Origin of the sequence: Flavobacterium sp. ACAM 123 (assembly GCF_000264055.1) — a bacterium.
Lineage (GTDB): Bacteria > Bacteroidota > Bacteroidia > Flavobacteriales > Flavobacteriaceae > Flavobacterium.
The window spans coordinates 1-14782 of sequence record NZ_AJXL01000027.1 but is presented as its reverse complement, the minus strand read 5'-3'; the positions used below and the strand labels follow the sequence as shown (position 1 = coordinate 14782).

The 14782-nt window shown below is 35.9% G+C and carries 13 protein-coding genes; 11 read left to right on the top strand and 2 right to left on the bottom strand.

Annotated elements, in window-relative coordinates; all coding sequences use genetic code 11:
- Both topA and A3SG_RS0106785 read right to left on the bottom strand, forming a co-directional pair.
- Positions 1–2547: a type I DNA topoisomerase gene (topA, locus tag A3SG_RS0106790; protein ID WP_016989276.1), complete on the bottom strand. Its 2547-nt coding sequence runs from the start codon at positions 2545–2547 to the stop codon at positions 1–3.
- 212 nt (positions 2548–2759) lie between these two features.
- Complete coding sequence (locus tag A3SG_RS0106785) at positions 2760–3527, bottom strand: DeoR/GlpR family DNA-binding transcription regulator (protein ID WP_016989275.1); 768 nt, start codon at positions 3525–3527, stop codon at positions 2760–2762.
- 160 nt (positions 3528–3687) lie between these two features.
- Here A3SG_RS0106785 and A3SG_RS0106780 point away from each other — a divergent pair, with 160 nt between their 5' ends.
- The 11 genes from A3SG_RS0106780 to secG all read left to right on the top strand — a co-directional run bounded on the left by A3SG_RS0106780 (position 3688) and on the right by secG (position 14765).
- The gene (locus tag A3SG_RS0106780) at positions 3688–5268 is read left to right on the top strand and encodes a glycerol-3-phosphate dehydrogenase/oxidase (RefSeq protein WP_016989274.1); all 1581 of its coding nucleotides are present in this window, start codon (positions 3688–3690) and stop codon (positions 5266–5268) included.
- 27 nt (positions 5269–5295) lie between these two features.
- A complete protein-coding gene (glpK, locus tag A3SG_RS0106775; protein WP_016989273.1) occupies positions 5296–6792 on the top strand; it encodes a glycerol kinase GlpK in 1497 nt (498 codons plus the stop codon).
- Between the two features lie 24 nt (positions 6793–6816).
- A complete protein-coding gene (locus A3SG_RS0106770; protein WP_016989272.1) occupies positions 6817–7545 on the top strand; it encodes an MIP/aquaporin family protein in 729 nt (242 codons plus the stop codon).
- 25 nt (positions 7546–7570) lie between these two features.
- Positions 7571–8362 carry a hypothetical protein gene (locus tag A3SG_RS0106765; protein WP_016989271.1) on the top strand — a complete coding sequence of 264 codons (792 nt, stop codon included), beginning with the start codon at positions 7571–7573 and terminating at the stop codon, positions 8360–8362.
- A 169-nt stretch (positions 8363–8531) separates the two neighbouring features.
- Positions 8532–8735 carry a hypothetical protein gene (locus tag A3SG_RS0106760; protein ID WP_016989270.1) on the top strand — a complete coding sequence of 68 codons (204 nt, stop codon included), beginning with the start codon at positions 8532–8534 and terminating at the stop codon, positions 8733–8735.
- A 375-nt stretch (positions 8736–9110) separates the two neighbouring features.
- Positions 9111–9620 (top strand): hypothetical protein, encoded by a 510-nt coding sequence (locus A3SG_RS0106755; RefSeq protein ID WP_157485345.1) that lies wholly within the window; start codon positions 9111–9113, stop codon positions 9618–9620.
- A gap of 527 nt (positions 9621–10147) precedes the next feature.
- Positions 10148–11593 carry a tRNA (N6-isopentenyl adenosine(37)-C2)-methylthiotransferase MiaB gene (gene miaB, locus A3SG_RS0106750; RefSeq protein WP_016989268.1) on the top strand — a complete coding sequence of 482 codons (1446 nt, stop codon included), beginning with the start codon at positions 10148–10150 and terminating at the stop codon, positions 11591–11593.
- Between the two features lie 34 nt (positions 11594–11627).
- A complete protein-coding gene (locus A3SG_RS0106745) occupies positions 11628–12890 on the top strand; it encodes a sigma-54 interaction domain-containing protein (RefSeq protein WP_016989267.1) in 1263 nt (420 codons plus the stop codon).
- 141 nt (positions 12891–13031) lie between these two features.
- Positions 13032–13535, top strand: a complete 504-nt coding sequence (locus A3SG_RS0106735) for an LptE family protein (RefSeq protein WP_016989265.1) — start codon at positions 13032–13034, stop codon at positions 13533–13535.
- 42 nt (positions 13536–13577) lie between these two features.
- Positions 13578–14429, top strand: coding sequence for a tetratricopeptide repeat protein (locus A3SG_RS0106730; RefSeq protein ID WP_016989264.1), 852 nt, complete (start codon positions 13578–13580; stop codon positions 14427–14429).
- A gap of 3 nt (positions 14430–14432) precedes the next feature.
- Entirely contained in the window at positions 14433–14765 is a 333-nt protein-coding gene (gene secG / locus A3SG_RS19275; RefSeq protein ID WP_035663541.1) for a preprotein translocase subunit SecG, read from the top strand.
- Positions 14766–14782 lie beyond the last annotated feature (17 nt).

Genomic DNA, 14782 nt, shown 5'->3' with positions numbered 1-14782 from the left:
TTATTTCTTTTTTGCTGCTGGTTTCTTCGCTACAGGTTTTTTAACCGCCGGTTTTTTAGCTACTGCTTTCTTGGCTGGCGCTTTTTTAGTAGCCACTTTTTTAGCAGGTGTTTTCTTAGCTATCATTTCTTGAACTTCTGCCAATGTCAATTTTGTCGCATCAACTTCTTTAGAAAGTTCAATTTTTATTTTTCCTTTGGTTATCACCGAGCGTCCCCAACGTGCTTTTTCTACTAAAATACCTTCTTCTTCCCAGTTATGCAGAACTTTATCAATATTTTTCTGCAGTTTATCTTCAATCAATGCTTCAATATCCGTTTGTGACAAATTATCAAAATCATATTTTTTGCTTACGTTAATAAACAAACCGTTCCATTTGATAAAAGGACCAAAACGACCAACACTTTTTTGAACTCCCTCCTCTTTATAAAATGCAATAGGCGCATCAGCAATTGCTTTCTCATCAATTAACTCTTTTGCTCGATCAAAATCTATATCTAAAGGATTTTCTCCTTTTGGCAAAGAAACAAAAGCGGCTCCATGGCGAATGTAAGGACCATAACGACCATTACTTACCTGAACTTCTTCCTCCTTATATTCCCCTAGGTCTTTTGGGAGCAAAAATAAATTCAACGCTTCTTCCAAACCAATATTTCCAATGTTTTGATCAGGCATTAAACTGGCGAATTTTTTCTCTTCATCATCCGCCTCTCCAATTTGAGCCATCGGTCCAAATTTTCCTAAACGAACAGAAACTTGCTTCCCAGTTTTTGGATCTTTCCCAAGAATTCGTTCTCCACTTTCTCTTTCGGCATTTTCTTCTACATCTTTTACTGTGGGATGAAATTTATCATAGAATTCTTGCATCATTTCTGTCCAGTTCACATTTCCGTCTGCAATTTCATCAAAATCCTGTTCTACTTTTGCCGTAAAATTATAATCTAAGATATTCCCGAAATTCTTTACTAAGAAATCAGTAACAATTGTACCGATATCTGTAGGAACTAATTTCCCTTTATCAGAACCTGTATTCTCTTTGAGCAGCTTCTCTGCTACTTTATTAGATTGCAAAGTAAGTTGGGTATAATTTCTTTCCTGACCGTCAAGATTTCCTTTCTCTACATAATTTCTATTAATAATGGTAGAAATAGTAGGCGCATAAGTTGATGGACGCCCGATTCCTAGCTCTTCTAATTTTTTAACCAAAGAAGCTTCTGTGTAGCGCGCCGGAGCTCTTGAATATCGCTCCGTTGCCGTAATATAATTGTACTGCAATTTTTCATTGACTTTCATCGCTGGTAACATTCCTTCTTGCTCTTCTTCATCGTCATCGTGACCTTCCAAGTACACTTTCAAAAAACCTTCAAAAAGCAACACTTCACCGGACGCCGTAAAAATTTCACCGTGGTTGTTCGCGTCGATTTTGACGTTTGTTCTTTCCAGCTTCGCATCACTCATCTGCGAAGCCAAAGTTCTTTTCCAAATTAAATCATACAATCGGGCTTGATCTCTATCGATATTCACTGTATGACGGGACATATCCGTTGGACGAATCGCCTCGTGTGCTTCCTGTGCCCCTTTACTTTTATTGACAAAAGTTCGAGGTTTAGAAAATTCTTTTCCATAGGACTTAATGATTTCTGCCTGAGCAGCTTCCATCGCATCCTTGGAAAGGTTCACACTATCTGTTCTCATATAAGTTATAAGTCCGGCTTCATACAAACGCTGTGCTAACTGCATTGTAATCCCAACAGGTAAATATAGTTTCCTTGCCGCTTCTTGTTGTAAAGTCGACGTAGTAAAAGGTCCTGTTGGTGATTTTTTGGTTGGTTTTGTTTCTAAATCTGAAACTTTATAAATAGAGCCAATATTTTTGTTTAAAAAGTCTTCTGCTTCTTTTTTAGTATTGAAATTTTTAGGCAGTTTTGCCTTGAATGATTTTTCTGACTCATTGGTAAACTCAGCAACAATAGAATAACTTGCTACTGCGTTAAAGTTCTGAATATCTCTTTCACGCTCCACAATTAAACGAACCGAAACCGATTGCACGCGACCTGCTGAAAGCCCCCCTTTAATTTTTCTCCATAAAACAGGGGACAGTTCATAACCTACTAATCGGTCTAAAACACGACGAGCCTGTTGTGCGTTTACTAAATTATAATCAATTTCACGAGGATTATCAATCGCTTTCAGAATAGCGGTTTTAGTAATTTCATGAAATACAATTCGTTTTGTTTTTGTTTTATCTAATTTTAATTCTTCGGCAAGATGCCAAGAAATAGCCTCCCCCTCGCGATCCTCATCACTTGCTAACCAAACCATTTCAGCTTTTTTAGCTAACGCTTTCAATTTACTGACTAATGCTTTCTTATCAGAAGAAACTTCATATTTAGGTTTAAAACCATTCTCTACATCTACCCCTATTTCTTTGGAAGGCAAGTCGGCAATATGCCCGTAACTTGATTCCACTTGAAAATCGCTACCTAGAAATTTCTCGATTGTTTTCGCCTTTGCAGGGGACTCCACTATTACTAAATTCTTTGCCATTGCTCTATTTTTCTGCAACAAAAGTATCTATTTTTTTTAAATATAGTGCTTTTGAGACTTTTAAAAGTGTTTATTTCAAATCTTAAGCATCAAAATATAGGGTAGATTCACACTATTTTTAGAAAAAATAAACAGTCAAAAACAGCCGAAACATTTAACGTCTAAACATTTGAATTTAGATTATTGAGAAAGTCTGAGACAAAATAATAAAACTATAACTTACCAGCAATCACTACATTTATTCCTATTTCTTCTAATCTCATTTTAGTTTCGACATCAATACCATCATCAGTAATCAACACATCTATTTTGTTTAGATTACAGATTTTACCAAAACCTCGAATATTCATTTTTGTTGAATCCGCAAGCACAATAACTTTCTCCGCAACTTGAATCATAGCTTGATTTAGATGTGCTTCCAAGGCATTTGATGTACTTAGACCGAATTCTAAATGAAGACCATCAGTACCTAAAAACAATTTATTACAAGAAAATTGACCTAAAATAGCTTCAGCAATAGGTCCCACAGCTGAAGTTGAGCTGTTTCGGATATCTCCACCTAACTGAATAGTATCAATACTAGGCTCTTTACACAGTTCTAACGAAACCTTCAATGAGGGGGTAAGAACTGTTAGTTTGTGGAACCCTTTAATAATTCGAGACAAATAATGAATATTAGAACCCGAACCCAAAATAATATAATCACTATTACTTATGTATTTTAGTGCCTCTTCTGCAATTTGCTTTTTTTGCTCCACCTGCATTTCCTCCTTATCATCAACATTACGCTCAAAAGCATATAAAGGTTTTTTACTAGCTCCCCCATGCGTTCGATGTAATAACTTTTCATTTTCTAAAAAATTCAAGTCCTTTCGTATGGTTACGGCTGAAACATTATGGGTTTCACATAGGTCAACCACATTGACATATCCATTTTGCTCTAAATCATTAAGTATATCTTGCTGTCTCCTGTTAATCAAAGCCTATTTTATTAGTTATTATTACACAAAATAACATATTTTTTTTCAAAAACGCAATTTTAACAGAATATTTTTGATGAAACAATAAAAGTTTCGATTTCTTTCATTATGTTTGCAATGTGAAAGTAAATATATGTAATTTACAACTAAAAAACACATTATGAAACTAAACGAACAATTATCAAAGTTAAAGCAAACACCAGAATGGGACGTAATCATCATTGGTGGGGGTGCAAGCGGTCTTGGAACCGCAGTTGATGCCGCCAGCCGAGGATATAAAACTATCTTAGTTGAAGCAGTAGATTTTGCAAAAGGAACTTCCAGCAGAAGCACTAAATTAGTTCATGGTGGCGTACGCTATCTCGAGCAAGGTGACATCGCTCTTGTTAGAGAAGCTCTTAAAGAGAGAGGCTTAATGGCTCAAAATGCTGGGCATTTAGTTAAAAATCAATCTTTTGTCATAGCAAATTACACCTGGTGGGGTGGCTATTTCTACACCATTGGACTAACTATTTATGACCTATTGGCTGGAAAATTAAGTCTAGGCCGATCAAAATATATTTCAAAGAAAAAAACGATTGAACTGCTCCCTACAATAGAGCAGAAAGGTTTGGTAAGCGGTGTTATCTATCAAGATGGTCAATTTGACGATTCCCGCTTAGCAATCAATATGGCTCAAACTGCAGTAGAAAAGGGCGCTTGTCTTTTAAATTACACTAAAGTGGTTAATTTACTAAAAGACTCAAAAGATCAAGTTACTGGAGTTCAAGTTAAAAATCAAGAAACTGGAGAATTATTCGACTTGAAAGGAAAAGCCATTATCAACGCAACGGGCGTCTTCACAAATTCCATAATGAAACTAAACGATACCGTTTATAAAAAATATATTGTTCCAAGTCAAGGAATACATCTTGTATTTGATAAATCATTCTTACCAAGCGATCACGCCTTGATGATACCAAAGACAAGCGACGGAAGGGTTTTATTTGCAGTGCCTTGGCACAACAAAATAGTAGTAGGAACAACAGACACCTTAATAAAAAACCATAGTCTTGAGCCAATTGCCTTAGAATCCGAAATCGAATTTGTTCTAGAAACAGCACAGAGGTTTTTAGTAAAAAAACCTACCCGTGATGACGTTCTTTCGGTTTATGCGGGGTTACGACCATTAGCTGCACCAAAGGAGCCGGGAAAAAGTACTAAGGAAGTTTCCAGAAGTCATAAAATAATTGTTTCTGATACAGGACTAATAACGATCACTGGAGGAAAATGGACTACCTACAGAAAAATTGCCGAAGACATAATAGACAAGGCAATACGCGTACGCCATCTCCCAAAAAAGAAATGCAAAACAGAACACATTGCAATTCATGGACACAAAATAACGAGTGCTAAAGACCGTGAAAATCACTTATACATTTATGGCACGGATATTCCTAAAATAATAGAGTTACAAAATCAGGAACCTGAATTAAAAGAAAAACTACATCCAGATTACGACTACACGATGGCGGAAGTAGCGTGGGCGATTCGTTATGAAATGGCGCGAACAATTGATGATGTTTTAGCAAGAAGAGTTCGCTTATTATTCTTAGATGCCCGCGCGGCTATCGCTTCCAGTGAAAAAGTTGCGCAGTTATTAGCAAAAGAACTAGGTCATGACGAGAAATGGATACAAAATCAAATAGCTGAGTTCACAACTATTGCGAACGGTTTTCTCCTATCCGATTTTAAAAAATAATCCTATAAACCATATTCTATACTAACTATGAAAAACAAATTAATCTTAACACTAGATCAAGGAACAACTTCGTCTAGGGCTATCGTCTTTAACCACGGCGGAGAAATCGTGAGTGTTTCACAAAAACCTTTTGAACAGCTATTCCCCAAACCAGGATGGGTAGAACACGACCCTAACGAAATTTGGTCTTCTCAAATTAGTTGCGCTGCAGAGGTAATTGCAAAAGTGGGTATTACAGGCAAAGAAATTGCTGCAATAGGAATCACTAATCAACGTGAAACCACAATCGTTTGGGATAAAGAAACTAGCGAACCTTTATACAATGCTATTGTCTGGCAAGATCGGCGAACAGCAAAATATTGCAATGAATTAAAAGCAGCAGGCTATGCTAACCTGATTCAAAAGAAGACTGGACTCGTTTTAGACGCCTATTTTTCAGGAACGAAAGTAAAATGGATTTTAGACAATGTAGAAGGCGCGCGTGAAAAAGCGGAACAAGGAAAACTGTGCTTTGGAACGGTAGACACCTGGCTAATCTGGAAGCTAACACGCGGTAAAATGTTCATGACCGATGTTTCTAATGCAAGCAGAACCTTATTGTTAAACATTCACACCTTAGAATGGGATACGGAATTACTTGAGTTATTCGATATACCAAGGTCCATGTTACCCGAAGTAAAACAGAGCAGCGAAGTATATGGAGAGACCAGCACAACTCTATTCTCTACAAAAATTCCAATTGCAGGTGTAGCAGGAGATCAACAAGCAGCACTTTTTGGACAGCTATGTACCGAACCTGGTATGGTGAAAAATACCTATGGGACAGGTTGTTTCATGTTAATGAATACGGGAGACAAACCAGTTTATTCTAAAAATAATTTACTGACTACCGTCGCTTGGAAAATTAATGGAAAGACAACTTATGCGTTAGAGGGAAGTGTTTTTGTAGGCGGAGCAGCAGTCCAATGGTTGCGAGACGGTGCAAAAATGATCGATTCAGCCGAAGATATAGAGGCATTAGCATCGAGTGTGCCGGATAACGGAGGTGTGTATTTTGTCCCTGCTTTAACCGGTTTAGGCGCACCACATTGGGACCAATATGCCAGAGGTGCAATTCTGGGCATCACAAGAGGAACAACAAATGCACACATAGCGCGTGCGACCATAGAAGGAATTACCTACCAAGTATATGATTTAGTGAAATCAATGGAAGCTGATTTTGGCAAAAAAGGAAAAGAGTTAAGAGTAGACGGGGGTGCGGCTGTCAACAATTTAATGATGCAATTTCAATCTGATTTATTTGGCTTTAATGTAATCAGACCCAAAATGCTTGAAACTACCGCTTTAGGAGCTGCCTACTTAGCGGGACTAGCTGTAGGTTACTGGGAAAGTATTGATGAACTACAAGAACAATGGTCCATTGACCGCGTGTTTTCTCCTGAAAAGCCTCAAGCCGAAGTAGACCAACTAGTGAGAAACTGGGACAAAGCCGTTGGACGTGCAGAAAACTGGATCGAAGACTAATTGTAAATCATAAAATACTAAAATATGACACCATTTATAGCCGAAATAATTGGCACGATGTTAATGATTCTATTAGGAAACGGAGTAGTTGCAAACGTAGTTCTTACGGGAACAAAAGGAAATAATTCAGGATGGATAGTAATTACTACTGCATGGGCGTTTGCTGTTTTTGTAGGAGTGGTTGTAGCCGGACCGGTAAGCGGCGCACATTTAAACCCCATTGTAACACTCGGCCTAGCACTCGTGGGTAAATTTGCTTGGAGCCAAGTAGCAACTTATGTTATTGCCCAACTAATTGGGGCCATGCTAGGTGCCTTTTTAGTATGGCTCTCTCACAAAGATCATTTTGCCGCGACAGAAGATGAAGGCGGAAAATTAGCTTGTTTTAGCACCGGACCAGCGATACGAAATTACTCATCTAATATGATTAGTGAAATCATAGGAACCTTTGTCCTGATTTTTGTGATTTTTTATCTCGCAGGACCAGATGTGAGTATCGCAGTAGCTGCTGATGCTAAAATTGGATTAGGTTCTATAGGTGCGTTACCGGTCGCAATACTAGTATGGGCGATTGGATTAAGTCTAGGTGGTACGACAGGATACGCAATTAATCCCGCTAGAGACTTAGGCCCTAGAATTGTACACTCCTTACTTCTAAAAGGAAATAGTGACTGGAGCTATGCTTGGGTCCCAATAATAGGTCCTATCATAGGATCAAGTTTAGCCGCATTATGCTTCTTAATGCTAAGTTAAACCTCTCGCTTAAAAAAACCAAACCATGAAAAAAGCACTAATTGTCGCTGTAATTTTACTTACAGGAATAACTGGATATGCTCAAAAAAAAGCTGTTTCAGACACAATAGAAACCTCTAATCAAGAGGTGAAAAAATCTAGATTAGACTTTAATGTCAATCTAAGAACAAGTCATCTCTGGAGAGGACTTGTCATCAATGATGGAATGACTGCCACTGGTTATATCCATTATGCACTAGACAAAAACCAACATTTTACCACCGGTTTTTGGGGAGGAGCAGGATTTAACGGAGAATACACTGAAATAAATTATTTCATTCAATACCAGAAAAATAATTTATCCATTGGGCTATGGGATTTATTTAACACGACTGGAATAGAAAAACCAGAAGTTTTCAATTACGATAAAAATAGTACTACGCACCTTATAGATTTAAGAACGTCTTATCGTTTTCCCGCAGCATTTCCTTTACGGATCGAAGCAGACGTCTTGCTATACAGTGGACTAAATGACCGTGAATTAAACAGAGGCAATTACTATCGCAGCAGAAACTCTACTTATCTAGAATTAAGTTATCCAATTATTAGAGAGCAACGGGTCAATCTAAATCTATTTATGGGAGCTGCTTTTCCTATCACTGGCGGCAAACATTTGTATACTAGTAAAGTTGAAAGTGATTTTGATATTGTAAATGCAGGTATGACCGTAACCAAAAACATCGAAATATTTGCTTATCAACTACCTGTTTCTGCAACTGCCATGTGGAATCCTGCTAATAAAATTGCAAGAATTCAATTAGACGTCGGTTTATTCTAAAGTTTTAATTTTGATTTGTTGATAAAAACTCTCTTTTAGAAATAGAAGGGAGTTTTTTGTTGAAGAATTATGAAATGAAATAAGAGATTAATTTAAACGATAAACACATATATTTTTAGTTATTTTCAAAAGTTATATTTGTACCACGCATAAATTTGAATTGTAGTAAATGAATAATCTAATCGAAAAGTACGAAAACATTCCAAACATCATTGAGAATTCAATAATGCTAAAAGGTCCAAACTCTCGAATTGATATATTTAAAGGTACTTTCGAATTAATTAATATCGAAAACAAGACAGGAAAAATAGACATTGATGGCGAAATATACTTCGAATGGTTCCCAAATTATGGTTGTTTTTTTTTCTGGTAACATTTCTCATTGCAATTTTCACAAACACATACAAAATCAATTTAGGATATATAAAGTAGCTATCAATGCAAAAGAAATAGGAAACTCTTTTATAAATGCCACAATTTAAACTTTACTCACTTCAACAATTTCAGAGCCTCAAGAAAGTCCCCATATAAAAGGGTTTTTCAAGACAAAATTATAATTGGAGAAAAAGACGAATCTATTGATTTAGTTACTTTCTCAATACTAAATTTAAGACCAATATCTGGTGAAGTTGTAAAAAAAGTTATCCCATCTGGTGTGAAAACATGTCGTTCAAGAATTGAACTTAAAAATGACGAATGGATAATCATAATTGACAAAGACACTGAATGTAAGATTCTAAAAAAAGAATTGGACATTATTGGAGGATATAACTTACTCTATGCTGGGAATATAAAAAAAAGAAACAATGCTAAATTTACATTGGTAGAAAGTAATGAAATTATTAGTTGTTTAAATGTTTTTTTAAGCTTTCGTAATGGGCGCAAATTATCTTGTCTATTTTTAACAGGATACAATGAGGAAATTAAAACATGGATTGATTATCGGGCAACACGAGTTAAAACATATAAGAATGTCGAATCATTTTTATATGATAGAAACGTTCAGAGTTTAGATTTAATGTGGAAAGAATTTAGTTTTATTTGGCAATCTGATACTGGAAAAAGTTTTTTGACCTCAATAATTCATTGGTATATAGAATCGAATAATCAAGCTGGATTAATTGACGGCTCTCTAATTATGGCACAAGCAGGGCTAGAACAATTATATTATCGAACTTTACCAAATAACAATCATCCTCCGTACACTCCAAATAAATTTAGAGCTTTAATTAAATACTTAAATATAAATAATTCTTAAAAATTATAAAAATCTAAAAATTTTCTCTGAAAATTGTATTACAAAATCTCAATATAGAGATATCGCAGGGATTATAACCACTATTCGAAATGATATCGTACACCCAATTGAAACTGTTAAAACCAATCCAGAAATAAAACACGAAGCGTTGCAACTTTACCTTTGGCTAATTGAAATAACCTTACTTAAAATACTTAACTATAAAGCACTATATGTAAACAGGGCAACAGGAAAAAGACTTGATTTTTATAATAACAATCGAAGACTTTAGCCCAGATTAAAGTAAAAAGCACGGAGAAAAAAAACTAAAAGTTTCCTGTTCAAGAAAAGCGACCATCGGAAGCTCTTTATGGAACTTTAGAAATTTTAATTTTTTTGCGAGGACTTGCAACGGAAAGCGGGAAAGAGCTCCACCTTTTGATTCTCACCAGTATTACAAATAAAAACCAAAAACATTGTTAAATCTTCATCTGACATCTTGTCATATCTATAGCAATTGCCGTATCTTTGCAATCTGAAAAAAGATAATGGAAAAGATAATTGAAGAAAGCAAACAAGGTGAAAGTCTTGTACTGGAAAACAAACCCGAGAATACTAAAAAACTCTTTATAGAAAGCTATGGTTGTGCGATGAATTTTTCGGACAGCGAAATTGTAGCTTCCATATTATCCGGAAACGGATACAATACCACACAAATCCTGGAAGAAGCCGATTTGGTTCTCGTAAACACCTGCTCCATTCGTGATAAAGCCGAACAAACAGTGCGAAAACGTTTAGAGAAATACAATGCTGTGAAACGTATTAACCCGAAAATGAAAGTTGGCGTTTTAGGTTGTATGGCAGAACGTTTGAAAGACAAATTCCTAGAAGAAGAAAAAATTGTTGACCTAGTTGTAGGGCCTGATGCCTATAAAGATCTGCCTAATTTACTAGCAGAAGTCGAAGAAGGACGTGACGCCATCAACGTTATTTTGTCTAAAGACGAAACCTATGGTGATATTTCACCGGTTCGCTTGATGAGTAACGGCATCACTGCTTTAGTATCCATTACACGCGGTTGTGACAATATGTGTACGTTTTGCGTAGTCCCTTTTACCCGCGGCCGTGAACGCAGTCGTGAACCTCAAAGTATCATGAAGGAAATCCAGGATTTATGGGACAAAGGATTCAAGGAAATTACCCTTCTTGGACAAAATGTGGATAGCTTTCTTTGGTACGGCGGCGGATTGAAAAAAGATTTCGCCACTGCTTCTGAAATACAAAAAGCGACCGCAGTTGATTTTGACCAGTTATTAGAAATGACAGCTGTTGGCTTTCCAAAAATGAGAATTCGCTTTTCGACGTCTAATCCACAAGACATGCATGAAAGTGTATTGCACGTAATCGCAAAGCATCCTAATATCTGCAAACACATTCATTTACCGGTTCAATCAGGAAGTAATAGAATCCTGAAGGAAATGAATCGTTTGCACACCCGTGAAGAATATATGACATTGATTGATAAAATAAGAACTATTATTCCTGACGGATCGATTTCGCAAGATATGATTACCGGTTTTCCAACGGAAACGGAAGACGACCATCAAGACACCTTAAGTTTAATGGAATATGTGAAATACAACTTTGGTTATATGTACTCTTACTCTGAAAGACCTGGAACTTTAGCTGGACGCAAAATGGAAGACGATGTAACCGAAGAAACGAAAGCACGACGTTTACAGGAAATTGTGGACTTGCAACAAAAACATGCCTGGTTGCGATCCGAGCAATTTATTGGACAAACCGTAGAAGTTTTGGTAGAGAAAATTTCAAAAAAATCCACTGAAGAATTTTCTGGAAGAAACTCACAAAGCATCACCGTAGTTTTTCCAAAAGAAGCGTACGCTATTGGAGATTTTGTAAATGTAAAAATAACTTCTTGTACATCGGGAACATTGAAAGGGGAAGCAGTAGGATTGAGCGAAATGAATTAGAAATATTTTGCCACAGATTAAAAAGACAAAAATAATGGATACAGTTCAAGCTATAAAACAACGATTTGAGATTATCGGTAATGAACCGAAACTAAATCGTGCGATAGAAAAAGCCATTCAGGTTGCTCCTACTGACATTTCAGTATTGGTTGTAGGTGAAAGTGGCGTTGGAAAAGAAAGCATTCCAAAAATCATACACTCCCTTTCGCATAGAAAACACGGGAAGTATATTGCTGTAAACTGTGGAGCTATACCAGAAGGAACGATAGATAGTGAACTTTTTGGCCATGAGAAAGGTGCTTTTACAGGAGCAACAGGAACTCGTGAAGGTTATTTTGAAGTAGCTGATGGCGGAACTATTTTTCTGGACGAAGTAGGTGAATTACCGCTAACGACGCAAGTTCGATTACTTCGTGTACTTGAAAATGGCGAATTTATAAAAGTAGGTTCTTCCCAAGTTCAAAAGACAGATGTACGAATTGTAGCGGCCACCAATGTCAATTTATTTGATGCTATCGAAAAAGGAGAATTCAGAGAAGATTTGTACTATCGCTTAAGCACCGTTGACATTCTGCTACCTCCATTGCGAGATAGAAAAGATGATATTCATTTATTATTCAGAAAATTTGCTGCTGATTTTGCTTCCAAATACAAGATGCCCCCTTTGAAATTAGATGAAGGTGCTGTCCAAGTATTACAAAAATTTCGTTGGAGCGGAAACATTCGTCAGCTCAGAAATGTCGCGGAACAAATTTCTGTTTTGGAAACTAATCGGGATATTACTGCCGCCATTTTACAATCGTATTTACCTTCTGAAGGCAGCAATTTACCTTCAGTGATAAAAAATAAAAAAAGCGACGGTGATTTTAGTAACGAAAGAGAAATTTTATACAAAGTACTTTTTGATATGAAAAGTGATTTACACGATCTAAAAAAACTTACTCTGGAATTAATGGAAAATGGCAGTTCTAAAGTCCAAGAAACCAATAAAAACCTCATTACAAAAATTTATGGGTCTAAGGAAAATGATAGTGAGATAGATTTTGAAGAGGAAGAACCAAGAACGGCTTTAATTGCCAGTCAGAACGATGAAGGGAGCTATCAGGAAAATGACGATGACTATCTTTTTGCCGAAGCTGTGGAGGAGGAGGAAGAAGTCTTGAGACTAGAACAGAAAGAAATAGAAATGATTAAAAAATCATTAGAAAAAAACAAGGGTAAACGAAAAGCCGCAGCTGATGAATTAGGTATTTCAGAACGGACTTTATATCGAAAAATTAAACAATTCGATTTATAATCGGAAAATGCAGGTCAGGAGAAGCAAAAACTAATACATCAATTCTATAATCCAAATTAGTATATTTGGCAAAATTGAAAATTATAAATTCTATCGGATTGTAATTGGGGTTTTCAAATATTAGGATTTTCAATACAAAATATGAAAAAAATATATTCTTTACTAGCCTTGTTATCATTACTTCTTTTGACCGGTTGTTCCGTGTATAACTTCACGGGAACCGGAAAGATTGATGCAAAAACATTTCAGGTTAACTTTTTTCAAAACAATGCAGATTTGATTGAACCTGGAATCGACAGAACATTTACACTTGCCTTGCAAGACATCATCATGAATCAAACTAACCTAAATTTAGTAAAAAGTGGAGGGGATTTAATTTATGAAGGAGAGATTGTTGACTATAGAATAAGCCCAATGACTGCGACCGCTGATCAAAGAGCTTCTCAAAACCGCTTAAAAATCAGAGTGAATGTTCGATTTACCAATAGAAATAAGGAAATTGATAACTTCGAAAGAACGTTTGAATTCTTTTTTGATTATCCTGCAACTCAACAACTTTCAGGCTCGACCTTAAATAGTGCCATTAAAGTGATTTTCGAAAGAATCACACAAGACATATTTAATGAATCCTTAGCTAAATGGTAAACCAAAAGACGTAATTAGGTTTAAAAAATCTGAAATCTGAAAATGAATGTAACTGCTTATACTACACTAATAAATAAACCAAATACTGTTTCTGGGACGCAAACTTTAGCTCTAGAAAAAGTATTGGATGAATTTCCTTTTTTTCAAAGTGCTCAAGCTTTGCGATTAAAAGGATTGTACAACGAGAATAGTTTTAAATATAACTTTGCTTTAAAAGTTACTGCCGCTCATACAACTGACAGAGCAGTCCTGTTTGACTTCATAACATCGGAGGGGTTTATTGCAATCCAAAAAGACTTATACGATCAAAAAGCACTTGAACTTTTAGATATCGATATAATTGGCGGCGAATTAATTAGCCCTCCAACAAAATTAGAAGCTAAAAAGAATAAACTTGAACAATCCATTCAAACCTCTATAAAAGAGGCCTCCCCAATTGACTTAAATGAAAATTTAATTGTAGTAGAAGAGAAATTAGCCATCGGTGCACCGTTAGATTTTTCTACAAACGAAAAGCATTCATTCCAAGAATGGCTTCAACTTTCCAGAACGCAACCTATTGATAGGGCAAACGAAAAAAATAACATTCAAAAACCTACGCCCAAAAACGAGGGGAAAAAGAAAAAAGCAGCTTTAATCGATAAGTTTATCGAAAGCAGCCCGAAGATATCGCCAGTTAAACACGGAGTAGCCTCTACTGTTCGAATTGACATAAATAAGGACGATCACTCTTCGCTGATGACTGAAACTTTGGCCCGCGTATATTTAGAACAAAAAAAATATCAAAAAGCGATTCAAGCTTATGAGATATTAATTTTGAAATATCCAGAAAAAAGTAGTTTCTTTGCAGACCGTATAATGGATATTAAGATTTTACAACAAAATAATAATTAAACAATGAGCACATTTTCAATTTTTTTAGTTTTAATAACAATAGTTTGTTTTCTATTGATTGTAGTAATAATGGTTCAAAACCCTAAAGGAGGGGGATTATCCTCTACCATAGGTGGTTCTCAAATGTTAGGTGGAGTACAAAAAACAACTGACTTTTTAGACAAAAGCACTTGGACATTGGCGACGATACTAATCGCATTAATATTATTATCAAGTTTAAGTTTTACAGGAACATTAAGCGATACAGATTCTAAAATCATTGATAACACAGAAACTGCAGCTCCAGTTGCACCTGCAACTGCGGCACCAGTACAAAACTTACCAGTTACAGAATAATTGATCACATATATTAT